This is a genomic window from Sphingomonas sp. CBMAI 2297 (genome assembly GCF_029870595.1).
Lineage (GTDB): Bacteria > Pseudomonadota > Alphaproteobacteria > Sphingomonadales > Sphingomonadaceae > Sphingomonas.
In genome coordinates this window covers 116278-142879 of the sequence record NZ_JAPDIR010000011.1, presented here as the reverse complement: position 1 = coordinate 142879, position 26602 = coordinate 116278, and the positions used below count along the sequence as shown (strand labels likewise).

The window sequence follows — 26602 nt, the reverse complement described above, 5'->3', positions numbered from 1 at the left end:
GTCGCCGCAAGCCGGTTGCGCCCGCATCCATTTGCTCTAGCCTGGGGAAGATTGCGCCATTCCGGGGAGAAATCCGTGCACTTCAGACCGTTTCTCATCGCGCTGGCGCTCGGCCTGGCGCCGGCCGCGGCATGGGCGCAGGCGGAGGTGCAGGCCGGGGCCGGGGAACCGGTGTTCAGCCCGGACGAAGTGCGCGCGCATGTCGAGTTCCTCGCCGACGATCTGCTCGGCGGGCGCGACAATGGCACCCAGGGGTTCGAGATCGCGGCGCGCTATGTCTCCAGCCGCTTCGACGCGATGGGATTCAGGCCCGGCGGAACGCAAGGCTGGTATCAGCCGGTGAACATCGCCGACTATGTGCTCGATGCCGGGAAACCCGCCTCGCTCACCGTCGGCGCGAAACGGTTCGCGAGCGGCGGGGACGTGCTGTTCGGCCCGAGCCCGCTCTATGGAAGCGAGACCCAGACCCTCACGGCCGACGCGGTGTTCGTCGGCCATGGCCGCGAGGCGGACTATGTGGGGATCGACGTGGCCGGCAAGTTCGTCGTCATGCTGCTCGGCAATCCGCCGGGCACCGCGCCCGGCAAGCTCGACAAGGCGGCCGTAGCCGGCAGGCACGGCGCGCTCGGCCTGATCTATCTCGTCACGCCGGACAATCTGAAGGGCGCCTTCCCCTGGGCCCAGGCCGTCACCTATTTCCAGGACCCGCAGACCAACTGGCTTAGCCCCGACGGCTTTCCCAAGGGCGAGAATCCCGGGCTCAAGATCGGCGCCTATGTGAAGGGCGCCGCCGCCGAGTCCTTGTTCCGGGATGCGCCGATACGCGCCGACCAGCTCTATGCCATGCTCGCGACGCCGGGCGGCACGCCGGGCAGCTTCGCGCTCAAGCCGCGGCTCACGCTGCAACGGACCAGCATCGTCACGGTGAAGAAGAGCGAGAATGTGATCGGCATCCTGCCGGGATCCGATCCGAAGCTCGCCAATGAATATGTCGTGCTCTCCGCGCATCTCGACCATGAGGGCACCGATCCGGGACTGGAGGGCGAGGACAAGATCTACAATGGCGCGATGGACAATGCCGCGGGCGTGGCGACGATGCTCGAGGCCGCGCGCGCCTTCGTCCAGAGCGGCAGGCGCCCGCGCCGCTCGATCCTGTTCGTCGCGCTGACCGCCGAGGAGGATGGGCTGATCGGCTCCGAGTTCCTCGCCCGCTATCCGGTGGTGGGCGGCGGCAAGGTGGTGGCCGACGTCAATCTCGACATGCCGATCCTGCTCTACGACTTCCGGGACGTCGTCGCCTTCGGCGCCGAGCATTCGACGCTCGGGCCGATCGTCGCGCGCGCGGCGGCGAGGATGGGCGTGACCCTCTCCCCCGATCCGATGCCCGAGGAGCAGCTGTTCCTGCGCTCGGATCACTATAGCTTCGTCAAGGCGGGAGTGCCGTCGATCTTCCTGGTCACCGGCTTCGCCAATGGCGGCGAGAAGGCGTTCCGCGACTTCCTGAAGACGCACTACCACAAGGTGAGCGACGATATCCGCCAGCCGTTCGACTGGAAGGCCGGCGCCAAGTTCGCCAAGATCAACTATCTGATCGCGCGCGAGATCGCCGATGCCGATCAGGAGCCGCGCTGGTACCAGGGCAACAGCTTCGGCGAGCGCTATGCCAAGGACGCGCCCAAGGCGCCGCGGCCGGCAGGAGCGCCGGCCGCCGCCGCGCAAAAGCTGCTCTCGATCACCGTAGCGCCGTCGGCGAAGAACTGAGCGGCGCGGAAACGGGGCTTTCTGTGCTTTTCCGCCGGCCGGAAAGGCGGCAGGCTCGCGCGGTAGCCGTGCGAGGATGCGACCCGCCGTGTACCAGGCCGACAAGCGCAAGCCGATTGCCGATCGCCCGGCCGCGTCCCGGCCCCGGCGCGTGGCGTCCACGCCACCCGTGCAGCGCGCGGCGGCACCCGCGCCATATCATGCCCTTCCCGCCAGCGTCGGGATCGGCCCGGCCAATCGCACCGGCCTGCCAAACCGGCTGAAGAACGGCATCGAGGCCCTGTCGGGCCTGCCGATGGACGATGTCCGCGTGCATCGCGGATCGAGCCGGCCCGCGACGCTTCAAGCGCACGCCTATACCCAGGGCAGCGAGATCCACCTCGCCCCCGGCCAGGAACATCACCTCGCCCATGAGGCATGGCATGTGGTGCAGCAGAAGCAGGGCCGGGTGCGCCCCATGTTCGATCTGAACGGCACCGCGATCAATGCCGATGCCGGGCTGGAGGGCGAGGCCGACCGGATGGGCGAGCGCGCCGAGCGGACGGGCGGCGCGCCGGCCGAGCCCGCGAAGCCGGTGCAACGGGCCGGTATCGCCGCGCCGGTGGTGCAGCGCTCCGTTCTCCACATCCAGAATGACGAGGGCGACTTCGTCTATTATTCCGATCTCGAAATAGTGGCGAGAGGCAGCCGGCTGACGACCTTCAAGGACAAGGCCGCCGCGCAGAAATTCGACGATCTGCTGGCGGCCTCGCCCAAGACCTTGGGCTCGGCGATCGTGACCAGCCAGAACCGGGACCGCCGGGTGCCCACGCCCTTTGGCCACACCCACACGCTTCCCACCGCCAAGGTCCGCCACCAGGACCAGGGGCCGCATTCGCTGTCGTTCATCGCCTTCGAGCAGCGACTGCAGAACCGGTTGCGCAAGGGCCAGCAGGCCGAGCTCGCCGATCAGCTCATAACGCCGGAACAGGCCGAGGCGATGATGCAGGCGGAATATGGCCTGGGCGACGACAGCGACGTGCTGAAGCGGTACATGCTGGATTATCGCAGCCTGTATGACGAGTTCCTGAGGCGGCTGAAAGGCGATGTCGATCTCGGCATCGGCTCCGCTTTCCACCTGGTGGCGCGCAAGCTGCTGCAGCTCAATCCCTACACGACATACAACGGACCCAAATCCACCAACCGCGGCGAAGACCGCCACGGCGTGCTCGGATCGAACACGCTCGATTCGAGCGCCAGGTTCAAAAGCGCCAAGGGATACCAGACCTATCTCCAAACGCGGGGAGACATCTTCCATTCGTCGGATGAGGAAGAGGAGGATCACGCACCCAAGGACGGCGCCACGCCCTTCGCCTTCACTGCGATTCCGGCGCGCGAACGCAGCTATTCGCGCAAATCCAGGGCCTCGAACCCGAAGAAGCGGAAGGAAAAGGCCCCCGGTCCCGCCAAGGCCCTGGACGATAGCAGCAGCAGCAGTGCCGACGGAAAGTCCGCGAAGAAGAAGGCAAGGTCGACGAAAGCGGTGGAGGATGTCGTGGCCTTTTACGGCCATCGGTTCAGCCCCAACACGCCCGGCATTCGCGACGGCGGCGAATGTTTCTGGGACACGATGCGCTCCTATGGCTTTTCCGAGGCGCGCCTTGGCGAGGCGGCCACCGCCGCCAGCCTGACGGTGGATATGGCGGTCAATGTCCAGCAGATCACCAAATTCGTGGAGGAACTGAACCGGGATCAAGCGCAGGGAATCTGGGTACGGATCGTCACCTATGACCTGACCACATTGACGTATCAGAGCTACCTGGACATCGGCGACATCGATAATTCGAGGAAGGACGACAAATATTATGTCGCCCTCTTCAACGATGGCGAGAATGGCCATTATGTGCCCGAGCTGGGCTAGCGCCGTCGCCAGCCTGCCTGCGGTACGCGACATGAGAAAGGCCGGAGCTTTCGCCCCGGCCCTTCCCGTTTCTTCCCCTGCTGTCCGTGGGGAAGAGACGCTCAGAATCCCGCCTTCAGCGTCACGAAGAACTGCTGCGGCGCGCCGACCATCAGCGTCTGGTTGTCGCCCGAATTGCCGAAGCCGTTCGTGCCGATCGTCGAGACATATTTCTTGTCGAGCAGATTGGTCGCATTGGCCTGGATCTCCAGGCCATGGCCGCCCAGGTCGAACTTGTAGCCGAGCATGGCATCGACCAGCACGCGGCCGGCGATCGACTGGTCGTTGGTATAGGTGAAGTAGCGCCGGCTCATATAGTTGGCGCCGATCCGGGCATTGAAACCGGCATGGTCGTAGGTCAGCTCGCCCTTGAGCAGATGCTTGGGAGCATCGACCACGGTCTTGCCCTTGGTCGCTGCGAGCAGCGTGCCGCCGGCGTTGCGCACATCGTCGCGATAGGTCGAGTCATTGTAGCTGTACGAGACGAACGCGCCGAAGCCGCTGCCCAGGCGAAGGTCGCCCGTCGCCTCGAAGCCGATGGCGCGGACGTCGCCGACATTCTGCAGCGTCACCGGATTGCCGACGATGCCTGCACCGGTCGTGACGCCGAGCAGACGGTTGCGGAAGTTGACATAATAGCCGGCAAGCGAGCCGGTGAACGGCCCCGAGCGTATGCGGCCGCCCAGTTCCCAGGTGTCCGACTGTTCGGGCTTGAGCCTGGTCGAGCCCGAGAGCAGCGCGTTGAAGCCGGCCTGGGTAGTGGCGAACGGACCGCTGGTGGCGGAGGCGACGAAGGCGCGGGTCACCTGGGTGAAGCCGCCGAACAGCTCGGCCCCGGCGCCGAGGCGATAGTTGAAGCCCGCGGTCGGCTGGAACCAGTCGGTCACGTCGATCCTGCCGCGCGCCAGCGTGCCGGCCACGTTCGGATCGGCCGCATTCTTCACCTTGAAGCCCTTCCAGCCCAGGTTCAGCGTCAGGTCCCCGAAGGTCAGCTTGTCCTGGACGTAATATTGGAAGGTGTCCGTCGTATAGTCATAGTCCCACTGGGTCGCGAACGGGTTCGCCTGGAAATCGAGGCTGCGGCGCGACGGCGCGGTGCGGCTCGACAGGGCGTAGAAGCGGCGGGCCTGCTGGAAATCGTTGCGCTCGTACCAGAAGCCGATCGTCACGTCGTTATGCTCGCCGAGCTTCCCGCCGGTATGGCCGAACACGCCCTTGCGATTGATGTCGTACTCGGTGGTGCGGATCGAGATGGGCGAGGTGCCGCCCGGGCTCGGCACATAGGGCGTGAACCACAGGCCCTGGCCGTGATTATTGTGGTAATAGCCCTTGAGCGCGAAGCGCAGGCCGCCGCTCTCGCCCTCGACGCCGAGCGAGCCCAGCCAGTCGCGGCGCAGGCCGGCGGCGTCGAAATAGGCATCGTCCAGACTGCCGATCGGCGCCGGGAAGACCTTGCCCGCCGCCGGATTGCTCGGAGGCAGGCCGGTGATGTCCGAAAGGCCGTCGGGGACGGGCGCGCCGGTGGTGTTGTTCACATTGTCGATATTGTTGGCGACGTCGGCGACGCGCACCGCCAGCGCATAGTCGTTCGAGATATTGTCCCATTTATAGCCCAGCCGCTTCAGCATGCCGAGCGACAGGTCCTGATAGTCGTTCTCGCGGCGATCGGAGTAGCTGATCGTGCCGACCAGGCGGACATCGTCGGCCACGGGAGCGACGATCTTGCCGTTCGCCTGGTTGGTGCGCTGCGAGCCCCAGCCCTTCCACTTGTCCATGTCCGAATAGACATAGGAGGCATAGGCCTTCACGCCGCCGCCGATATCACCGCTCTCGATCCGGCCGAAGATGCGCTTGGTGTTCGCGCTGCCATAGGTGCCCTCGGCGCGGATGCCGAACTGGTCCGACGGATCGCGCGAGAAGAATTCCAGCGTGCCGCCGAGATTGTTGGTCGCCTGGGTGCCGAGCGAGCCGGCGCCCTGCGACACCCGGACCTCGCCGATATTCTCGCTGGTGATCGCGCGGCTGATGTGGAGGCCGTTGACATTGCCATAGCTGGCATCGCCGAGCGGTATGCCGTCGAGCGTGAAGCCGAGCTGGTTCTGGTTGAAGCTGCGGATCGAGACGCGCGTCGCCCACTCATAGGCGCCGAAGGGATCGGCCGACTGGAAGTTGACGCTCGGCAGCTTCTCGATCGCCTTCAAGGGGCTGGTGCCGGCGGCGAGCTCGGCGATGTCGCTGCTCGAGAGCTGCTGGACCTGGCGCGTCTCGCCGCGGCCGATCACCACGATATGGTTCTGGTCCGCGCCGTCGTCGGCGGCAGGCACCGGGCCGGCCGGCGCGTCCTGCGCGAAAGCGGCACCGGAAAGCAGCATCGAAGTGCCGGCGAGCAGAATGGAAAGCTTGCGCATGAGCGGGTTCCCCCCAGGGTTTGTTTTCGGCGCGGGCACGGTGCCCGGCAGCCGGGGAGCTAGAATTTGTGCGTTGCAACATCGCGTAGCCGCGATGTCATTTGCACGACCGTGAAGTTACAACTTCGGGGCAAGCGGCGATGGCGGCGAGCGGCCCCATAACGAAGCAAATCGGCGTTCCCCTTTGCGGCCGGGTGCGCCATAGTGAGCGGGGAGACGGTCCGCAGAGGAGGCAGCGGATGCATGCTCGTCTGCAGCCCCGGCCCAGACAATCGCCCCATGGCCGGCCATCCTGCCCGCTCCGCGGCGCGCCGTCCGCCGCACCGCGCGCCGAGCCGCGCGCACCGGGCACGGTCCTGCAGATGGCCACCGCGTCCGAGACGGTCGCCGATTATGCCCGCTCGCATGCCGCCGGCGTGGCACGCACCGCCGCCGGCCCCAACCGCACCGGCCTGCCCAACGGGCTCAAGCACGGGATCGAGACGCTCTCGGGCATCTCGCTCGACGATGTCCGCGTGCATCGCAACTCGTCGCGCCCCGCGCAGCTGAAGGCGCACGCCTATGCCCAGGGCTCGGATATCCATCTGGCCCCGGGCAAGGAGCGCCACCTGCCGCACGAGGCCTGGCATATCGTCCAGCAGAAACAGGGCCGGGTCGGCCCGACGGCGCGGGCCGGCAACCTGCCGGTGAACGACGATCTCGCGCTCGAGGGCGAGGCCGACAGGATGGGCGCGCAGGCGGCGCGCGCGCACCCATCGCCCGGCGGGGCAACGGCGACCGCTCCCGCCATGGCGTCGCCATCGGCCGCCGTGGCGCAATGCATCACGGTCGACGAGGACGATATCGGCGAATCGTTCGACGTGACGACGGTCGACGGCGTCCGCCAGGAAGGCGAGCTGGAGGAGATACGCGGCGGCGGCTGGTATCTGTTCGACGTCGGGCTGGTGCGCGGCCAGCGCAACATCCATGGCCGCGCCGGCGCCATGGTGGAATCCGACGATTCGGATCTGGATTCGGGCAGCGATTCGGACGTCGAGGAGTCGAGCGACGACGAGGACATGGGCGGCACGTCGAGCTCGATCACCTATAGCAACGCGCGCGTGTCGACCAGCGATGGCGAGTTCGACATCGGCGAGATCGCCCGCGCCAACAATGTCAGCGTGCGCACTGCGCTGATGATGATCCGCAACAGCTACCGGGTCGTCCCGCGGACGCTGCGGCTCCACTATCCGTTCGGCAGCAAGACCATGTCGCGCGGCGGCGAGGCGTTCGACACGCCTTCCGAGACGACCAAGCAGCCCCAGGGCATGATCGGCTACCGCGCCAAGGACTATGGCAAGAAGCACAAGAAGGTCGGCAAGGACTATGACGACTGGGCCGACGAACTCTCGGACAGCGACGAGGACGAGGAGGACAAGAAGGATCGCGCGCGCGACATCCTCGCCTTCCTGAACGACGACGAGACGATGAAGTTCAGCGACATGACCAGCCGGCAGAAGGCCGCGCTCGGCGGGCTGCTGTCGGTCGCGCTGCTTTCCGACCCGATGCGCACCGAATTCAACTCGCGCCGCACCGAGCGGGACTTCATCCGCCAGCTGCGCGCCCGCGCGCGCGGCGAGACGAGCTTCCACGCGATCTTCGGCAGCAAGACGGGTTCGACCTTCCTCCCGGCGCGCAAGGGCGGCTCGAAGGACCAGCGCAAAGCGCTGCGCGACGAAACCAGCAAGGCGACGAAGGAGCTGCAGGGCCGCGCGGCGCTGTGGCAGAATAATTGCCTGATCAATGCAATCTGCTGGGCGGCGCACGGGCGCAGCGCGACGCTGATCGAGCTGCTCAACATCCGCTTCAATCTCAACAATGTCGGCGAGATGATGGTCGCCACTCCGCAGACGGTCGGCGTGATCCGGCAGGTGCTGGGGATCAACAACCAGATACTGGTTCGCTATCCGGTGGGCAGCGGCGCGCTCAACGAGACGATCATCGGCATCCCGCCGACGCTGACGATCTACCATACCGGCGGCGACCATTTCCAGCATACCCTGCCCTTGGGCGTGTTCTATCAATGAGGCACGCGCAGCCCGCTCCGCCGCACAAGGCACCGCCGGCGGCGGCGCGCATGAATCCGCCGTCACCGCAATCCAGTGCGCCGCAGCCATGGGCGACCGGGACGGCGCTCCAGTTCCGCGCCGCCGATCCGGGAGGGGCGGTGGCGGCGTTCGCCCGGTCGCACGCCGATTGCACTGCCCGTGCCGGCAACCGCACCGGCCTTCCCGACCGGTTGAAGAGCGGCATGGAATCGCTGTCGGGCATTGCGCTGGACGATGTGCGCGTCCACCGCAATTCGGCGCGGCCGGCCCAGCTCCAGGCACTCGCTCATACCCAGGGCAGCGAAATCCATCTCGGCCCCGGCCAGGAACGCCACCTGCCGCACGAGGCCTGGCACGTCGTCCAGCAGAAGCAGGGCCGGGTGCGCCCGACGATGCAGCTCGGCGGCACCGCCATCAACGACGATGCCGGGCTGGAGCGCGAAGCCGATACCATGGGCGCCCGGGCATTTTCTTCCGCAGCCCCGGCGCAGCGCGCAGTTGCGCGGCAGGCACGCGCACCGCTCGATCCGCCGCTCCAGGCGGTATGGCGCAACACCAGCTTGAACGCAGAATATTATCAATGGGACAAGCCGCTTGCCGGGTTGCGCTGGTATTTGAGCAAGACCGGACCGGACATGTATTTCATCGTCGAGAATCCCAACGCCCAGAACCGGCACGTCATCCCGCGGCAAGGAACCCTGGCGACGTTCGATCAATGGGTGGAAAGCGGCCTCTTCTCGCCGATCGAAGCCGACAGCTCGATCGACGAAAGTCCACCCGTCGCACCGGATCGCAGCAGCATGAACGCCAAGGCGTACCGGCCCTATGTGTTCGGACCCGTGAAGCATGCGTTCAAGGGCGGCCGCTTCCAGGTTTCCACCGCCCATTACGAGAAGCTCGACCAGGATGCCTTCGAGGGGGCGACCGGCACCGCTTTCAGCAAGCCGGGCAGCGCGCTGAAACCGGGCGACACGCATCCGTCGCTCAAGCAGGCGCGCAATGTCGGACGCTATGTCTATCACCTCACGACATTGCGGAACCTGATGATGTCCCCCGATACCAATGACGTGAAACGGGGCATCTTCGCCACCGGCCTCGATCCGAGCAAGGGGGGCGGCAAGGGCGGCGCGAGCGAAACCAGCGCCGTGATGAAGAACGAGAAGCTCACCACGGATTCATTCCGGCATTCCACCGGCGTCGTCGCGGTCACGACCTCCGCGACCAACATCAAGATGTATGCCAGCCAGCGCACCGAGCATACCGCCGAGGAGTTCGCCGCCAAGGATCTTCCGGAAGAGGAGTTGATGGCCCGCGAACCGGTGCTGCTGCGCTTCGCGATCACCCAGGCATATCATGATGCGATGGAGGAGGATCCGGTGCACAGCAAGGACAAGACGGTGCGGCTGATCCGCGGGCAGCTGATCGCGCCCGACGAAATCGAGGCATTGACTTCCGACGGCTGGCAGCCGCTGGCCGCGCTCGCGAAGCAGATCTATACGATGTTCGGAATGGACTGATCCATGCGCATGCCATCGGAAGCGAGGCGCAGGCGATGAGGCAGGCCGCTCCGGCACACCGCCCGAACGCGGCCGCCGCGACCCCGGCCGCACGCAGCGCGTCGGCGGCACCCGACACGCTCCGCGCCCATGATTCCACCCCGGCTGCGCAGCTGCGCGCCGCGCCGCGCGAGAGTATCGCCAGCTACGCCGCCGCGCGCGCCAGCAGCCAGGCACGTACGGTCAACCGCACCGGCCTTCCCGACCGGCTGAAGAGCGGCATGGAATCGCTGTCGGGCATTGCCCTGGACGATGTGCGCGTCCACCGCAATTCGGCGCGGCCGGCCCAGCTCCAGGCGCTCGCCCATACCCAGGGCAGCGAGATCCATCTCGGCCCCGGCCAGGAACGCCACCTGCCGCACGAGGCCTGGCACGTCGTCCAGCAGAAACAGGGCCGGGTGCGCCCGACGATGCAGCTCGGCGGCACCGCCATCAACGACGATGCCGGGCTGGAGCGCGAAGCCGATACCATGGGCGCCCGGGCCGCGCGGCCGGGGCCGCTGCCCCTGCGGACCGGGGAACTCGCGGCACCGCCGCCGGACCGTTCCGGCGCGGTCGCGCAGCGCATCGAGATAGAGGTCAAACGCCACCAGAAGCTGATCAAGGACACGCACGGCGGCAAGCTGGGCGGAACTCCGTTTGAGTGGGACTCGAAGTTCAATGTCACCATCCAGAACGACAAGGTGGTGGTGACCATCAGGATCAAGGCGGCCATCGAGCCGGAACTGTTCCAGGAGGTCTGGGCGAACCAGGTCGCGCGGCAATGGAGCAACCGCTTCATGCTGCAGTTCGAGGGCAAGAACTATCCGATCGTCGTGCAACTCCAGCAGGTTACGCATGGCGAGCATTATCCGATCACCGTCAGCAGCGCGGAAAGCGCGCTTTCATCGGGCGCGCGCGGCCATTTCGGCACCGAGAACATGATGACCTGGGGCAAGCACGACACCACCAACATCTCGCACGAAGTGGGGCACATGCTCGGCAATATCGACGAATATGGCGTCGTCGAAGCCGATTGGGGGGAGCGCGACTATCTCAAGAATCCCAGCACCACGATCATGGCGGTGCCGGAGAACAATCCAATCGCCCAGCATTATTACCTTATCCAATGGGCGGCCGAGCAGGAGTTGAACAAGAGCCACTCGGTGGCGAAGACCGGGACGGTCCTGCCCTATGTCGCGCGTTCGGGCGGCATGGCTTCGCTGGGCTCCGGAGTCAGCATGCAGGAATTGCTGAGCGCCAGGCTCAAGCCCGTAAAGCCCTCCGCCCGGTCCAGTTCCCCGCCGCCGGACGACTTCGCGCCGCCCGTCGTCGCGCTGTCCTCGCCGAAGCCGAAGCCGGTGCCGACGGTCAGCAAGGACGTGGTCCCACCGCTGGGCGTGTCGCCCGTCACTACCAAGCCGGTGCTCAAGCCGCCCCCCAAGGTGAGCAAGGAAGTGGTCGAGCAGCCCAACGAGCTCGAACAGGCCTTCGCCCGGTTGCGGCAGCGGCAGCAGGCCGCGAGCAGCGTGCCGGCGGTCGAGCCGCCCAGCAGCATGCCGAAGCCGGTCCCACCGAAGCCCGAGCCCCCGAAGCCGGTGCCCCCGAAGGGGGAAACGGTCGTCCCGTCGATCATCCCATCGGTCGTGCCGCCGCAGCCCCAGGCCGTTGTCCCGCAAGTGCAGGCGCCCGAGCCCGTCGTGCCGGAAGAGGAGGAGGAGGACGTGCCGCAGCCCCAGGTCAGCGCGGAGGATATCCGGCGCGGCCGCGACATCATCCGGCGATGCTATGAAAAAGCGCTCGAATATGCAGCGGAGTATGAAAACGAGGAGGACCTTTCGCAGCGCATTACCGCGCGTTTCCAGCGGATCGCGGGCCGATATCGAGCGGCGGATCCGGAGGATGCGGACTTCGCCGCGACACTCCAGGCCTGTGTCCAGGCCGCCAGGAACATCGTGCGGCGCCTTGCAGGGCAAAGCTAAACCCCGCGGCGAATGAAAGAGCGCCGCGGCTCGCCTTGCGTTGCATAAATGCCACACTACATCCGGGCTGACCGAAACAAGGGGCCAGCATGAACCTCGAGAAATTCACCGACCGCGCCAAGGGCTTCCTCCAGTCGGCGCAGACCGTCGCGATCCGGATGAACCATCAGCGGATCGCTCCGGAACATATTCTGAAGGCGCTGCTCGAGGATGAGCAGGGCATGGCGAGCGGCCTGATCCAGGCGGCGGGCGGCGACCCGAAGCGTGCGCTCGGCGAGACCGACCTCGCCCTTGCGAAGATTCCCGCCGTCTCCGGCGGCGGCGCGCAGCAGACGCCGGGGCTCGACAATGACGCGGTGCGAGTGCTCGACCAGGCCGAGCAGATCGCCCAGCGCGCCGGCGACAGCTTCGTCACCGTCGAGCGCCTGCTCGTCGCGCTCGCGCTGAGCCTCAACACCGCGGCGGGCAAGGCGCTCCAGGCCGCGGGCGTGAAGCCCGAGGCGCTCAACGCCGCGATCAACCAGCTGCGCGGCGGCCGCACCGCCGACACGGCGGGCGCCGAGGATCGCTATGACGCGCTCAAGAAGTTCGCCCGCGACCTCACCCAGGCGGCAAGGGACGGCAAGCTCGACCCGGTGATCGGCCGCGACGAGGAGATTCGCCGCACGATCCAGATCCTCGCCCGGCGCACCAAGAACAATCCGGTGCTGATCGGCGAACCGGGCGTCGGCAAGACCGCGATCGCGGAAGGGCTGGCGCTGCGCATCGCCAATGGCGACGTGCCCGACAATCTCAAGAACCGCACGCTCATGTCGCTCGACATGGGCAGCCTGATCGCGGGCGCGAAATATCGCGGCGAGTTCGAGGAGCGGCTCAAGGGCGTGCTCGACGAAGTGAAGGCCGGCGAAGGCGACATCATCCTGTTCATCGACGAGATGCACCAGCTGATCGGCGCCGGGAAGACCGAGGGCGCGATGGACGCGGGCAACCTGCTCAAGCCCGCGCTCGCCCGCGGCGAGCTGCATTGCATCGGCGCCACCACGCTCGACGAATATCGCAAATATGTCGAGAAGGATCCCGCGCTGCAGCGGCGCTTCCAGCCGGTGTTCGTCGGCGAGCCGACGGTCGAGGACACGATCTCGATCCTGCGCGGCCTCAAGGAGAAATACGAGCTGCACCACGGCGTGCGCATCACCGATGCCGCGATCGTGAGCGCCGCGACGCTCTCCAACCGCTACATCACCGACCGCTTCCTGCCCGACAAGGCGATCGACCTGATGGACGAGGCGGCCAGCCGCATCCGCATGGAAGTCGAGTCCAAGCCCGAGGAGATCGAGACTCTCGATCGCCGGATCATCCAGCTCAAGATCGAGCGCGAGGCGCTGAAGAAAGAGACCGACTCGGCTTCGCGCGACCGGCTGGACAATCTCGAGGAGGAGCTCGCCAATCTCGAGCAGCAATCGGCCGAGCTGACCGGGCGCTGGCAGGCCGAGAAGGAGAAGATCAATTCCGAGGCGACCCTGAAGGCCCAGCTCGACACGGTGAAGATCGAACTCGACCAGGCCCAGCGCGGCGGCAACCTCGCCCGGGCCGGCGAGCTCAGCTATGGCGTGATCCCGCAGCTGACCAAGCAGCTGGAGGAGGCGCAGGCCACCACCAAGGGCGCGATGCTGCGCGAGGAAGTGACCGCCGAGGACATCGGGGCGGTCGTCAGCCGCTGGACCGGAATCCCCGTCGACAAGATGATGGAGGGCGAGCGCGAGAAGCTCCTCGCCATGGAGGAGATGCTCGGCAGGCGGGTGATCGGCCAGGCCGATGCGGTGAAGGCCGTGTCGACCGCCGTGCGCCGCTCGCGCGCCGGGCTCCAGGACCCGAACCGGCCGCTGGGCAGCTTCCTGTTCCTGGGCGCGACGGGCGTCGGCAAGACCGAGCTGACCAAGGCGCTCGCCGAATTCCTGTTCGACGACCCGAACGCGATGGTGCGCATCGACATGAGCGAGTTCATGGAGAAGCACGCGGTCGCGCGGCTGATCGGCGCCCCTCCCGGCTATGTCGGCTATGAGGAAGGCGGCGTGCTGACCGAGGCGGTGCGGCGGCGCCCCTATCAGGTCGTGCTGTTCGACGAGGTCGAGAAGGCGCATGGCGATGTGTTCAACGTGCTGCTCCAGGTGCTCGACGACGGGCGGCTGACCGACGGCCAGGGCCGCACCGTCGACTTCTCGAACACGATCGTGATCCTCACGTCGAACCTGGGTAGCCAGTTCCTCACCAATCTGGGCGAGGGCCAGCCGGTCGAGAGCGTCGAGCCGCAGGTGATGGAAGTCGTCCGCGCGCATTTCCGCCCCGAGTTCCTCAACCGGCTGGACGAGATCATCCTGTTCCATCGGCTGGGCGTGGAGCACATGGCGCCGATCGTCGACATCCAGGTCGGCCGCGTCGCGAAGCTGCTCAAGGATCGCAAGATCCAGCTCGACCTGACGGATGCTGCCCGCGCCTGGCTGGGCCGGGTGGGCTATGATCCCGTCTATGGCGCGCGGCCGTTGAAGCGGGCGGTGCAGCGCTATCTGCAGGACCCGCTCGCCGACATGATCCTGCGCGGCGACGTGAAGGACGGATCGACCGTCCGGATCGACGAAGGCGACGGAGCGCTTGCGCTCGCGGTCGGCTGATTTCGGCGGCGGAGCCCCGCGCTCCCCGCCTTCCGATCATTCCCGGGAACAAAAAAGGGGCGGTCTCTCGCGAGACCGCCCCGATTTCTTGGATCTTCTTCCGGTTTAGAAGTCGATCTTGGTGCCGAGACGGAAGTAACGGCCCACGACGTTCGCCTGCGACCAGGCCGGGTTGTACTGCATGATCGAGTACGCGGCCGACGGATCGAAGTTCGCCTTGATGTTCAGGAAGTTCAGCGCATTCGCATAGATCATGAAGTTGTCATTGATCCGATAGCTGGCGCTGAGATCGGCGTTCCACTGCGCGCCGACCTTGCACAGCACGGGGTTGCCGTCCTGATAGGTGACGACCGAGTGGCCGATGTTCTTGCTGCAATCCAAGGCGTTGGTGCCGCGATTGCCGCCATAGTCCACCGAGCCGAGGCTGTAGCCCTTGGTGTAGTAGACGGTGCCGGTGAGCGAGAAGCCGCCGATCGACAGCGTGTTCTGCCAGGTGCCGCGCCACTTGGGCGAGCCCGAGCACGAGCTGTAGTCGCACGGGCTGAGCGAGCCGTCATAACGCTCGACCGAGCCGTCCTTGCGGGTGACCTGATACTTGATCAGGTACGACGCGTCGAACGAGCTGTAGAGCTTCACGCCGCCGAAGTCGTGACGGATGTCGAAGCCGATGTCGATGCCCTGGACCGCTTCCTCATCCGAGTTCGAGAACGGGAACTGGACGAAGGCGGGCAGCGCACGCGCGTTCGGGAACTGCGCGTCGACCACGCCCGGGACCAGGGTCACGTTCGGAACGACGCCGGTCAGCGTGCCGTTGCGCAGATACGCATCGAGCACGGCCGCCTGATCCCCGGCCGACAGGCCCGAGATGACGTCCTTCACCTTGATGTTGAAGTAATCGAGGGTGAAGCTGACGTTGCGGATCGGCTCGAACACCGCGCCCAGGGTCCAGCTGGTCGACTTCTCCGGCGCCAGATTGACGTTGCCGAACGAAGTACGGCCGAGGCTGTACTGACCGGTGGCATAGGTGTTCGCGTTCGCGATCGTGTTGTCCGGCGAGTGCGAACGGCAGAACGCCGCGTACGGACCCGGATTGGCATCGGTGCCGCAGGCGATCGACAGCGTGGTGTAGCCGGTCGTCGGCAGGCCGTAAGCCTCGTTGAACGACGGGATGCGGAAGCCCTTCGACCAGGTGCCGCGCAGCAGGACCTGCTTGATCGGCTTCAGCTTCGCGCCGAACTTCGGCGAGAAGTTGTTCTGGCCCGACGAATAGTCGTCGTAGCGGCCCGAGGCGCTCAGCTCGAGCTGATCGATGATCGGGGCGCTCACTTCGTAGAAGGCCGACTTCACGTTGCGGCTGCCCACCGCGCCGACGGCGTTGATGCCGTAATAGCGGTCATAGGGGTGCGCCGGGTTCGCGGCGTTGCCCGACGGATCGTTGATCGCCTCGTGGCGATACGACACGCCGACGGCGGCCTGGAACGGACCACCCGGGAGCTGGAACAGCGCGTGACCCAGGGTCGCCGATGCCTGCCACAGATCCGAAGTCGAGGTCTTGATGCTGGTCGGCGAGATATAGTCGCGAACGGCCTGCGTGTTCAGCCAGGGCTGCACGAAGTTGTAGGCACCGGTCGCGATCACGTCGGCCAGACGCTGCGGGATGAGATAGCCCTGGCTGACACGCTGCAGTTCGACCTGCGAAGCAGTGAACTCGACGTTGTAGTTCCAGTCGTTGTTCTCGCCGAAGCTGCCGGCAATGCCCGCTGCGCCACGCAGGGAGCGCGCATTGGTCTCGACGGTCTGCGGACGGTCGTACTTGCCGCGCAGCAGCGCGTTGTTCGGCGTCGTGGCGCTCGCGAACGGGTTGTTCGGGTTGAGGATGCCGTTCGCCGCGGTGCAGCCGGTGTTGGTGTTGGTGCCGTTCGTGCGGCTGATCGTGCCGACGCCGGCGGAGCAGACCCAGTTCGGCAGCACGATGGTCGAGAAGGCCACCGGGTCGAGCGGGTCGGACGACGGAACCGTCTGGTTGTTGAACGACTGCGGCGTGAGCTGCGAGTAGGTGTTCACATGGGTGTAGTTGCCGGCGATGTACGCCTCGGCATTGTCACCGACCTTGAAGGTCGCGCGGGTCGAGAAGCCATAGCGCTCCGTCGAGGGACGGATGGTCGCATAGAGCTTGCGGAAGTCCGCGGTGCACTGGTTGGTGGCCCAGCTGGCGAGCGTGCCGGCCTGGTTGAAGCCGCGCGCGCTGTTCGGCAGCGTGATCGGCGTACCGCCAAAGGCACCGCAATCGGTGTTCAGCAGCTGATATTCGGTCGCGCGGGTGTTGGTCAGACCGTTGGTGCGCGCCACGAGCGGGTTCAGCGGAATGGTGGTGCCGCCGAGCGAGCCGCTGCGGTTGACGAGGAACTGCGCCCAGCGGGTGCTGCTCGCCATGCACTGGGTGGTGAGGCCGCTTGCCGGAGCGCCCGGTTCGCAGATGCCGCTCAGATCGCCCGAGTTGAACGGATATTCGCGATCACGGGCCCAGATGACGTCGTTCTTGCGATAGAAGCCGTTGATGTAGACGTTGAAGCCCTGCTCCTGCAGGTCGCCATAGCCCATGGTCAGGTCGAGGCGCTGCTCGCCGCCGTCACCATGTTCGGAAACGCCGGCCGAGGCGTTCAGGTGAATGCCCTTGACCTGCTTCTTGGTGATCACGTTGATCACGCCTGCGACCGCGTCGGCGCCGTAGGTCGACGAAGCGCCGTCCTTCAGGACTTCGATCCGGTCGACGATCGCGTCGGGAATCGTGCTCATGTCGACGAAGTTGCGGTGGCCGTCGTCCGCGAGCGGATAAGGCGCCATGCGCAGGCCGTCGAAGATCGTCAGCGTCTTCTGCACGGTGAGGCCGCGGAGCGAGGCCGCGTTGGCGCCGGCCGCGAAGTTGTTGCCGTTGTTCCAGCCTTCCGAGATGGTGCCCGAACCGTTGGCCGACAGGCGCTGCAGCGCTTCGGCGACGGTGTTGACGCCGCGCTGCTCCAGCGTGTCCGCGGTCAGCACGGTCACCGGCGACGGAGTCTCGGTGTCGGTGCGCCGAAGGATCGAGCCGGTGACGACGATCTCGCCGCCGCTCTGGTCGTCCTGGGCATTCGTGCTCTTGGTGGTCGTGGTGGAGCTGCTCGAGTCCTGCGCCATCGCCGGCGTGGCGATGAGCGCACCCGCGAGCACGAGCGCGGACAGCGCAGTGCTCCCGCGCAGGGTGATCTGCGTGTTCTTCATGTTGATCCCTCTTGTATCCGGCCGTTTCGCGGAAGCTTACAGCCGGGTTTGTCTCCCCGCTCCACCATCCATTCGTGTGCAACTCACGTATCGGGATGGCAGAGCTTGGCGGGATCGTGGATCGCCGCCCCGCGACTGTAAACCGCGCATGGCCCTGCGCGCGCGCTTTCAACGGGACTGTAGCTAAAATGCCACAAGGTTGCTTGTAATATTGCGCGACGCCTGTGATTCGTGTTTCTTTGTGTTGCAGCGCGACACATTCGCGCCTCAATCGGTAACAGGCATCGGCCCCGCAACGAGTAGCGGATCGATCCGCGCGTCGCGCCACTTGAGACTCCAGTGGAGATGCGGCCCATTGGCGCGCCCCGTCATTCCCACCGCGCCGATCGGCTGGCCGCGCCGCACATGCTCGCCCAGTTTCACGTCGATGCGCGAGAGGTGCATGAAGGCGCTGTTCAGCCCCGCGCCGTGATCGATCATCAGCAGATTGCCCTCCAGCGTGAAGGGCCTGGCGGCGGCGAGGATCACCACGCCGTCGGCCGGCGCCAGCACCACCGTGCCGGTTGGCCGGGCGACGTCGATCCCCGAATGATAGGATCCGGGCTCGCCACGATAGAAGCGCTGCGATCCGAACAGCGTGGAGATGCGCCCGACCACCGGCCAGAAGAACGGCATCTGGCGCCAGCCCGCCGAATCGGTCTGCAGCTTGCGCGCGGCATTGATCTGGGCGAGCTCGCCGGGGCGCACCCGATCGAACTCGGGGCGCGGCACCGGATATTTGGGCAGGGTATCGAGCCGCGAAATGTCCCAGGCGCGCGGCGCGATCGCCAGCACCTGGCGCTGCTGGGTGCCGTCGCCCAAGGTCGCCACCAGGGTCGCGGCGGGGCCGTGATCGCGATCGAAGGCAATCAGGAAGCGGCGGTCGGGCGTGACCGGCACCGATTCGCCGTCGAGCGTCAACAGGCTGGTGCCCTTCGGCGCGGTGCCGATCACGGCGCCGCCCTGGACCAGCTGCCCCTGAAAGGCGAAGGGACCCGCGACGTCGGGCGCCGGCGGAATCGCCGCCACGGCCGCCGCGGAAACCACGCCGCCGGGCGCGGCGGGCAGCTGGGCGCTACCCAGCAGCGTGAAGCCGAGGATCGCGGCGGGCAGCCGGGCAGCGAGTCCCATCAGCCGCGCATCGCCTGCATCGCCAGCGCCGCGGAGGCATAGGGCTCCTGGGCGGCGACGCTCCAGTAGCGCAGCCGCTCGAGCGGCACCTTCTCGCCGCTGACCGCGCAGACGACATGGTCGCCGGGCGTCAGCACGCGAAAGCCGTTCGCCATGAAGTGGAGGCGTGCCGCGCGGGCGACGGGATTCGACATCAGCATAAGCGCGGCATCCTCGTAACTGGCAATCTCGGGACCGGCATCTTCACGACGGCCCGGCTCACAACAGGCTGGGCTGTTCGGGCCTGGCCGCATCATAGGATTTGCCGCCCGGCCGCTCAACCCGCGCATCGACGGCACCGTCGATGAAATGGAGCGTCACGGCGCCCGCCGCGCGCGCGCCTTCGGCCGTGCCGATCACCTTGCGGGTGCCCCGCGCCTCCACCCAGGCATAGCCTTTCTCGAGCGGGCGATTGGGATGCACCAGCTCGAGATGCCGGCCGATGCCCGCCAGCCGCTGCTTCGCCGCGGCGAGCCGCTGGTCGAGCATCGCGGGACGGAGCGCCCCCGCCGAACGGTCGAGCTGGCCGCGCGCCAGCGTGACCCGGCGCTCCAGCGCCCGGTCGAGCCGGCCGCCCAGATCGTCCATCTTCTGCCGCTGCGGCCCGAGCAGGGCGTCGCGGCGCGGCAGCACGCGCACCAGGGCGGCCAGCCGCTCGCCGGCGCGCTCCTGATAGCGGCGCACGCAGCGCTCGGTGCGGTGCGCCAGCGTCGCCAGCGTGTGGCGCACATCGGCCAGCACCGGCACCGCGATCTCCGCCGCCGCGGTCGGCGTCGGCGCGCGCAGGTCGGCGGCATAGTCGCACAGGCTGGTGTCGGTCTCGTGCCCCACCGCCGAGATCACCGGGATGCGGCAGGCGGCGACGGCGCGCACCACCACTTCCTCGTTGAACGCCCACAGGTCCTCGATCGAGCCGCCGCCGCGCGCGACGATCAGCAGGTCGGGCCGCGGCACCGCGCCGCCTTCCGCCAGCGCATCGAAGCCACGGATCGCGTTCGCCACTTCCTGCGCGGCGCCGTCGCCCTGCACCTTCACCGGCCAGACCAGCACATGGCTGGGAAACCGGTCCGCCAGGCGATGCAGGATGTCGCGGATCACCGCGCCGGTGGGCGAGGTCACGACGCCGATCACCCTGGGCATATAAGGCAGCGGCTGCTTGCGCTCGCGATCGAACAGCCCTTCGCCCGCCAGCCGGGCCTTCAGCTTCTCGAACAGCGCCATCAGCGCGCCCTCGCCGGCCAGCTCCATCCGGTCGATGACGATCTGGTATTTGCTGCGCCCCGGATAAGTGGTGAGCTTGCCGGTGACGATCACTTCGATGCCGTCCTGCGGCTGGAACGGGATCGCGCTGGCGGCGCCGCGCCAGATCACCCCGTCGATCACCGCGTCCGCGTCCTTGAGCGCCAGATAGGCATGGCCCGACGCCGCCCGCTTCCACCCCGAAATCTCGCCGCGCAGCCGGACATGGCCGAACTCGCCCTCGACCATCCGCTTCAATGCCAAAGATAATTCGCTCACCGAAAGCGCAGGCGCGTTGTCGCCCGGCACCGGCTCGGCTACGAGCCGCCCAGGCGTATCGGGAAAGGGGTCGGCCATGAATGTCCTGTTGTTGGGGTCCGGTGGCCGCGAACATGCGCTCGCCTGGAAGCTCGCGCAATCGCCGCTGCTCGAGCGGCTCTACGCCGCGCCGGGCAATCCGGGAATAGCCGAGCACGCCGAAATCGTGGACATCGCGGTGAACGACCACCGGGCCGTGATCGACTTCTGCCTGCGCCACTCGATCGGCTTCGTGGTGATCGGGCCCGAAGCGCCGCTGGTCGCCGGCCTGGCCGACAATCTGCGCACCATGGGGCTGGCCGTGTTCGGGCCGAACAAGGTGCCCGCCCAGCTCGAGGGCTCCAAGGGCTTCACCAAGGACCTGTGCGCGCGCGAGCGGATCCCGACCGCCGGCTATGTCCGCTGCGAGAGCCGCGACGGCGCGCTCGCCAGCCTCGAGGATTTCGGCCTGCCGGTGGTGATCAAGGCCGACGGCCTGGCCGCGGGCAAGGGCGTGACGGTGGCCTTCACCCATGAGGAGGCCGAAGGCGCGGTGCGGGCGATCTTCGCCGAGCCGGGCGCCAGCGTGGTGATCGAGGAATTCCTGGAAGGCGAGGAAGCCAGCCTGTTCGTGCTCACCGATGGCGAGACGCTCGTCTCCTTCGGCTCGGCCCAGGATCACAAGCGCGTGGGCGACGGCGATACCGGCCCGAACACCGGCGGCATGGGCGCCTATAGCCCCGCCCCGGTGCTCACGCCCGCGCTGGAGGCCCGGGCGATCGACGAGATCGTCCGCCCGACGATCGCGGCGCTGGCCCGGATGGGCGCGCCCTATTCGGGCGTGCTCTATGCCGGACTGATGCTGACGCCCACCGGCCCCAAGCTGATCGAATATAATGCCCGTTTCGGCGATCCCGAATGCCAGGTGCTGATGATGCGCTTCACCGGCGACCTGCTCCAGCTGATGCTGGCGGTGGCGAAGGGCGAGCTGGCCGGCCAGCCCGCGCCCACCTTCGCGGCCCGGACCGCGCTCACCGTGGTGATGGCGGCCAGCGGCTATCCCGGCACGCCCGAGACCGGCGGCGCGATCGCGGGGATCGACCGGGCGGAAGCGACCGGCGCCAAGGTCTTCCAGGCCGGCACCCGGATGGACGGCGACACGCTCGTCGCCAGCGGCGGCCGCGTGCTCAACGTCACCGCGCTGGGCGAAACGGCAAAGGCGGCGCAGGCCGCGGCCTATGCCGCGGTGGACGCGATCGACTTCCCCACCGGTTTCAGCCGCCGCGACATCGGCTGGCGCGAAGTCGCGCGCGAGGGCTAGGCTGCGGACTCGATGGCCTCCGGCGTCCTCCCCGCGCAGGAGGGGATGACGGAATTGGTCTCAACAGCGCGCTTGGATACTTGACCCGGACGTCGCCCTTCAACGGCCGCGGACCTGCCGCAAGGCTTGTCGTTTCGGGACACTCGGCGCCCGGCATGGCGCGATCAGCTTGTCGCGCTGCGCCGCACCACGGTATGCAGTTGCCGGGAATCGCAATTTCGCAGGTACGGGACAGGCGCAGATGAACAGCACGGAACCGCTCTTCCAGGGAGCCCCGCTTTGGCTGACGCTCCCCTTCGCGGCGATCGCCATCGGCATCGTCTTCGCGCTCCTCGTCCTGTGGTGGGGGGCCCGCCTCGCCGGCCGCCGCCGCAATGCGCGCGCGGAGATCGAGGAATATAACGAGGAGTATCGCGAGGACGCCGCGCAGGCCCGGCCGATCACTCCGCCCGTCGCTCCGCCGCCCCCGCCGCTCGCCGAGCCGCCGCTGGCGCCGCCGCCCGAGCCCGCCGCCGCGATCGTGCCGGCGCCGCTCCCGCCCGTCGTCGAGGAAGCACCCGTTCCGGAACCGGCAGCGGAGCCGGCTGCCGAGGCTGCCGCGCCGCCGGCAGAAGAGGCGCCCGCGCCCGTCGCTCCCGAACCGCTGGCCCCCGAGCCCCTGACCAACGAGCCGATCGCCGCCGCCGCGCCGCTCGACGCCACGCTCGCTTCGCTCGCCTCGGACATCGCCGAGCCCGTGCACGCACCGGCTCCCGCGCCAAGCGAGCCCGCCGCGCCGGAGCCGGAGCCGGAGCCGGCGCCCGCCACCCCGGCGGCCGACGACCTCACTCGGATGAAGGGCGTCGGCCCGCGCCTGGCCGAGCGGCTGGGCAGCGTCGGCATCACCAGCTTCGCCCAGCTCGCGGCGCTCACGCCCGAGGAAGCCGACGCGCTCGACGCCAGGCTGGGCGACTTCCAGGGCCGCATTCACCGCGACCGCTGGATCGAGCAGGCGAGCTTCCTGGCGAAGGAAGACATTGCCGGCTTCGAAGGCGTGTTCGGGAAGCTTTAGGCCGCATTGCCGTTCAGCAATGCAAGATGCCATCCATTCCTCTCCCGGAGGGTGGGGGCCGCCATTGGCGGCGCCGCTTGCGCCCAGCCCCCTCCACCAGCCGCGCTGGCTTCCCTCTCTCTCCGGGGGAGGACAGGTCGAATGTCGGCCCGACCTGGGGCCCATATTCGATACCGGCAACTGCCATGCTTCCCGAGCCGACCCCTTCGCTTATGGCGTACAGCCGCCTCGCGAGCCGACGTCCCTTGGGGTCACGATGCGCCGCATCGCGCCCTCCTCGTACCTATCTTCGCGCCCAAATCCGCTCCGCCACGACCATTGCCGGTAGCGAATACGGACCCTAGGCGAAGAGCTGCGGCGCGTTGGCGCGCACCGCAGCCAGGATTTCGGCGTGGCTGCACGATAGTCCCGTCGCGGCCAGCGTGATGTCGCCGAAGCCGATCGCCTTGTTGGCACCGGCCAGCCGCCCCATCGCCGTCGTCGAGCGATGGCATTCGGGGTCGCGCAACCAGAGCGAGACGAAGCGCTGGCGCTGCATCGACGTCTCCGCGGCGCGGACGAACGCGGCCCAGGGGATGCGCTCCGCGGACCAGCGGCGCCACAGCAGCCCTTCGGGCCCGATCTCCAGCACGGGCCCGGTCCGGAACAGCTGCCGGACGATGGCGAGCACACAAAGCGAAAAAAATGCCACGCCCACCCAGGCGAGGACGTGTGAAACGGCATCGACGTCGGGCAACAGCGCCGCGACCAGCGCGGCCGCGACCATCACCAGCCCGAGCACCAGAAGCGCGGCCAGCTTGCCTGGCGACACGCGCGCCACGAAAGGCGCCGCGCTCACCCCGCCGCGCGCTGGACCAGCAGCTTGTCGATCTTGCGCCCGTCCATGTCGACGATCTCGAAGCGCCAGCCCTGCTCGACGAAATAATCGCCTTCGTTGGGCAGCCGCTTGAACACCGCCAGCGCCAGGCCGGCGACAGTGGCATAGTCGCGATCCTCGTCGAGATCGAGGCCGAGCCGCTCGGCGAGCAGATCCGCCGCCATCTGGCCCGAGACGAGCAGCGAACCGTCCTCGCGCGTCACGATATTGGGATTGTCGCCAGGCTCCACGTCCGAGGCGAGCTCGCCCGCGATCGCGGCCAGCAGGTTGGCGGGCGTGACGATGCCTTCGAAATGGCCATATTCGTCATGCACCAGCCCCATCGGCACTTCCGCGCGCCGCAGCGCGCCGAGCGCGTCCATCGCGTCGACGGTGTCGGGCAGGATCGGCGCCTCGCGCATCAGCTTGCGCAGGTCGAGCGCCTCTCCCCGGAACAGCGCGGCGGCGATGTCGCGCGCCTGGACCACGCCGATCACCGTGTCCACCGATCCCTCGGCCACCGGCAGGCGGGTGTGCGGGGTGAGCAGCAGCGCCTCGCGGATGCCGTCGGCGTCCAGATTGACGTCCACCCAGTCGACTTCGGTGCGCGGCGTCATCACTTCGCGCACTGGCCGGTCGGCGAGGCGGACCACGCTGGAGATGATCGAGCGCTCATGCTCCTCGATCACGCCCGACTTGCTCGCCTCGGCGACGAGCAGGTGCAGTTCCTCGGCGGTGACGCGATTCTCCGATTCGCGGTTGAGGCCGATCAGGCGGAAGATGAGCCGCGTGGTCGAATCGAGCAGCCACACCAGCGGCGCGGTCGCGCGGCTGGTCCAGAGCAGCGGCACCGCGACCAGCACCGCGATCGGCTCGGGCGAGCGCAGCGCGAACTGCTTGGGCACCAGCTCGCCCGCGACCAGCGACGCGAAGGTGGTGAGGCCGATCACGATCGCGATGCCGAGCGTATGGGCAAGCTCGTCGCCCACGCCGAGCAGCTCGATCCGCTGCGCCGTCGGCTCGCCCAGGCTGGCGCCCGAATAGGCGCCGGCGACGATGCCGATCAGAGTGATGCCGATCTGCACGGTGGAAAGGAACTTGCCCGGATCGGCGGCGAGCTGGATCGCGGTGCGCGCGCCGGCGCCGCTGCGCCCGGCGCGCGCCATCGCCTCCAGCCGCGCCGTGCGCGACGATACGATCGCGAGTTCGGACATCGAGAAAAGGCCGTTCAGAACGATCAGCGCGAAGATGATCGCTACGTCTATCCAGGGGAAAGGCGCCAACATGGTGTGGCGCCTTCATATCCGCAGATGGTGCCACGCGGCAACCGGCGTTGCATCCGCGCAATGAAATGTAAGGCTGGGGCCACGACTCAATCGGCAAACCCCATCCTTCCCGCGCAGGCGGGGATCCGGGGTAGCGCAGGACAATGATGCCATTGCGCGAGCGCCCCGGTGCGCACGGGACTCGACTGCTCGCAGCCCGCTCCTGGCCCTGGATCCCGCTTGCGCTTGCGCTGGCAAGATAGCGTACGGACCCTAGCCGCGCCGCTCGCGGAAGAACTCGCGCAGTATCTCGCCTGCCTCGGCCTCGCCGATGCCGGGATAGATTTCGGGGCGGTGATGGCAGGTCGGCTGGGCGAAGAAGCGCGGGCCATGCTCGACCGCGCCGCCCTTGGGATCGCCGGCGCCGTAATAGACGCGCGCGATCCGGGCATGCGCGATCGCGCCCGCGCACATCGCGCAGGGCTCGAGCGTGACCCACAGGTCGCAATCCTCCAGCCGCTCGCGACCCAGCCGCTCGGCCGCCGCGCGAATCACCCGCATCTCGGCATGGGCGGTGGGATCGTGGAGCGTGCGCGGGGCATTGGCGGCCGCGGCGATCACCTTGCCTTCGTGCACCAGCGCCGCGCCGACCGGCACCTCGCCCGCCTCGGCCGCCGCGCGGGCGGCGTCGAGCGCGATGCGCATCGGTTCGGGAAGCGGGAACATCGAGCGTGACTACCGTAGCCCCGCCAGCGCGTCACCCCCGCGAAGGCGGGGCCCCGTCTCGTGCGGATGCAACGAGCAAGCAACGAGCGAGCACGGATGTGATGCGCGTGGCGCTGCCCCCCCCCCGCCTTCGCGGGGGTGACGGTTCGGGACGGCGGCAGCGGGAAATCGCCGCCACCGCCAGCCCGGCACGCGCCGCCGCCTACTTCGCGGCGGGCGTGGGCGTCGGCGTGGCGCCGGCCTGCTTCACTTCGATGGTGGGCAGCGTGACGGTGGTGTTCTTCATCTCGACCGTCGGCACCGCCACGGTCGTGTTGGTCGATCCGATTCCGACCGATCCCGTCTCCGCCTTGAACTTGGGCAGCTGGCCGCCCTTGGCGTCGAACGTGATCGTCGGCATCGTCGCGCCCTGCTGCTGCTCGATACGCAGCATGCCGACCGACATGAGCACCACCACGGCCAGCGCGATCAGGCCTATGAGAACGAGAATTCCACGCATCGCTTCATCTCCCCAATTGAATCGGTTGCGTAATCAACGCCGCATCAACCATGGTGGTTGCGTCGGCACAAGGCGTTTCTTGGGGCGAATCGGTTGACGCACCGTCCCATTACGGCTATCGGCGCCACCTTTCCGGCCCCAGTTCGCTGAGGCTCAAACCAGGATATCAAGCGATGTCGCGCATTTGCGAGCTGACCGGCAAGGGCCGGCAGGTGGGTAACAACGTTTCCCACGCCAACAACAAGACCAAGCGTACGTTCCTGCCGAACCTGCAGAACGTCACGCTGATCAGCGATGCGCTGGGCCGCAGCGTGCGCCTGCGCGTCTCGACCCACGGCCTGCGCTCGGTCGAGCATAATGGCGGCCTCGACAACTGGCTGCTCAAGACCAGCGACGACGATCTGTCGCTGCGCGCCCGCCGCCTGAAGCGCGAAGTGCGCAAGGCGTCGGCCGAGAAGACCGCGGCCTAACCAGCCCGGGCCTTTGACGGCTCCATGCGA

General features: G+C 67.6%; 18 protein-coding genes. 9 read left to right on the top strand and 9 right to left on the bottom strand.

The features are described from left to right. The first annotated feature begins 75 nt into the window (after nt 1–75). Together OMP43_RS16120 and OMP43_RS16115 are read left to right on the top strand one after the other, a co-directional pair. The gene (locus OMP43_RS16120) at nt 76–1761 is read left to right on the top strand and encodes a M20/M25/M40 family metallo-hydrolase (RefSeq protein ID WP_280280539.1); all 1686 of its coding nucleotides are present in this window, start codon (nt 76–78) and stop codon (nt 1759–1761) included. A gap of 76 nt (nt 1762–1837) precedes the next feature. Then, the gene (locus OMP43_RS16115; RefSeq protein ID WP_280280538.1) at nt 1838–3661 is read left to right on the top strand and encodes a DUF4157 domain-containing protein; all 1824 of its coding nucleotides are present in this window, start codon (nt 1838–1840) and stop codon (nt 3659–3661) included. A 101-nt stretch (nt 3662–3762) separates the two neighbouring features. Here OMP43_RS16115 and OMP43_RS16110 read toward each other — a convergent pair whose 3' ends face one another. Further along, on the bottom strand, nt 3763–6108 hold the full coding sequence (locus tag OMP43_RS16110) for a TonB-dependent receptor (RefSeq protein WP_280280537.1): 2346 nt from the start codon (nt 6106–6108) through the stop codon (nt 3763–3765). A 239-nt stretch (nt 6109–6347) separates the two neighbouring features. Here OMP43_RS16110 and OMP43_RS16105 point away from each other — a divergent pair, with 239 nt between their 5' ends. The 4 genes from OMP43_RS16105 (at nt 6348) to clpB (ending at nt 14381) form a co-directional block, all read left to right on the top strand. Next, a complete protein-coding gene (locus OMP43_RS16105; RefSeq protein ID WP_280280536.1) occupies nt 6348–8174 on the top strand; it encodes a DUF4157 domain-containing protein in 1827 nt (608 codons plus the stop codon). A 50-nt stretch (nt 8175–8224) separates the two neighbouring features. Beyond that, on the top strand, nt 8225–9712 hold the full coding sequence (locus tag OMP43_RS16100) for a DUF4157 domain-containing protein (protein WP_280280535.1): 1488 nt from the start codon (nt 8225–8227) through the stop codon (nt 9710–9712). A gap of 35 nt (nt 9713–9747) precedes the next feature. After that, nucleotides 9748–11712 (top strand): DUF4157 domain-containing protein, encoded by a 1965-nt coding sequence (locus tag OMP43_RS16095; RefSeq protein ID WP_280280534.1) that lies wholly within the window; start codon nt 9748–9750, stop codon nt 11710–11712. Between the two features lie 89 nt (nt 11713–11801). Further along, the gene (clpB, locus tag OMP43_RS16090; protein WP_280280533.1) at nt 11802–14381 is read left to right on the top strand and encodes an ATP-dependent chaperone ClpB; all 2580 of its coding nucleotides are present in this window, start codon (nt 11802–11804) and stop codon (nt 14379–14381) included. A 105-nt stretch (nt 14382–14486) separates the two neighbouring features. Here the strand turns inward: clpB and OMP43_RS16085 are convergent, their stop codons facing one another. From OMP43_RS16085 to xseA, 4 genes are all read right to left on the bottom strand, one after another. Beyond that, entirely contained in the window at nt 14487–17639 is a 3153-nt protein-coding gene (locus OMP43_RS16085; RefSeq protein ID WP_280280532.1) for a TonB-dependent receptor, read from the bottom strand. A gap of 267 nt (nt 17640–17906) precedes the next feature. Then, nucleotides 17907–18809, bottom strand: a complete 903-nt coding sequence (locus tag OMP43_RS16080) for a M23 family metallopeptidase (protein ID WP_280280531.1) — start codon at nt 18807–18809, stop codon at nt 17907–17909. Beyond that, on the bottom strand, nt 18809–19009 hold the full coding sequence (locus OMP43_RS16075) for a DUF2093 domain-containing protein (protein WP_167300438.1): 201 nt from the start codon (nt 19007–19009) through the stop codon (nt 18809–18811). Before OMP43_RS16075 ends, OMP43_RS16080 begins: the two co-directional genes overlap by 1 nt. Nucleotides 19010–19067: 58 nt before the next feature. Beyond that, nucleotides 19068–20444, bottom strand: coding sequence for an exodeoxyribonuclease VII large subunit (gene xseA / locus OMP43_RS16070; protein ID WP_280280530.1), 1377 nt, complete (start codon nt 20442–20444; stop codon nt 19068–19070). Between xseA and purD the strand changes: the two genes are divergently transcribed. Then, nucleotides 20443–21705, top strand: coding sequence for a phosphoribosylamine--glycine ligase (gene purD / locus OMP43_RS16065; protein ID WP_280280529.1), 1263 nt, complete (start codon nt 20443–20445; stop codon nt 21703–21705). The two genes, xseA and purD, sit on opposite strands and share 2 nt — an antisense overlap. 241 nt (nt 21706–21946) lie before the next feature. Then, a complete protein-coding gene (locus OMP43_RS16060) occupies nt 21947–22756 on the top strand; it encodes a helix-hairpin-helix domain-containing protein (protein ID WP_280280528.1) in 810 nt (269 codons plus the stop codon). Between the two features lie 340 nt (nt 22757–23096). Here OMP43_RS16060 and OMP43_RS16055 read toward each other — a convergent pair whose 3' ends face one another. From OMP43_RS16055 to OMP43_RS16040, 4 genes are all read right to left on the bottom strand, one after another. Next, nucleotides 23097–23594, bottom strand: a complete 498-nt coding sequence (locus tag OMP43_RS16055) for an STM3941 family protein (protein ID WP_280280527.1) — start codon at nt 23592–23594, stop codon at nt 23097–23099. Continuing rightward, the gene (locus OMP43_RS16050) at nt 23591–24898 is read right to left on the bottom strand and encodes a hemolysin family protein (protein ID WP_280280526.1); all 1308 of its coding nucleotides are present in this window, start codon (nt 24896–24898) and stop codon (nt 23591–23593) included. Before OMP43_RS16050 ends, OMP43_RS16055 begins: the two co-directional genes overlap by 4 nt. 252 nt (nt 24899–25150) lie before the next feature. Next, nucleotides 25151–25582: a nucleoside deaminase gene (locus OMP43_RS16045; RefSeq protein ID WP_280280562.1), complete on the bottom strand. Its 432-nt coding sequence runs from the start codon at nt 25580–25582 to the stop codon at nt 25151–25153. A gap of 223 nt (nt 25583–25805) precedes the next feature. Then, on the bottom strand, nt 25806–26102 hold the full coding sequence (locus OMP43_RS16040) for a hypothetical protein (protein WP_137861594.1): 297 nt from the start codon (nt 26100–26102) through the stop codon (nt 25806–25808). Nucleotides 26103–26275: 173 nt separating this feature from the next. Between OMP43_RS16040 and rpmB the strand changes: the two genes are divergently transcribed. Then, the gene (gene rpmB, locus OMP43_RS16035) at nt 26276–26572 is read left to right on the top strand and encodes a 50S ribosomal protein L28 (protein WP_086127409.1); all 297 of its coding nucleotides are present in this window, start codon (nt 26276–26278) and stop codon (nt 26570–26572) included. Nucleotides 26573–26602: the final 30 nt, after the last annotated feature.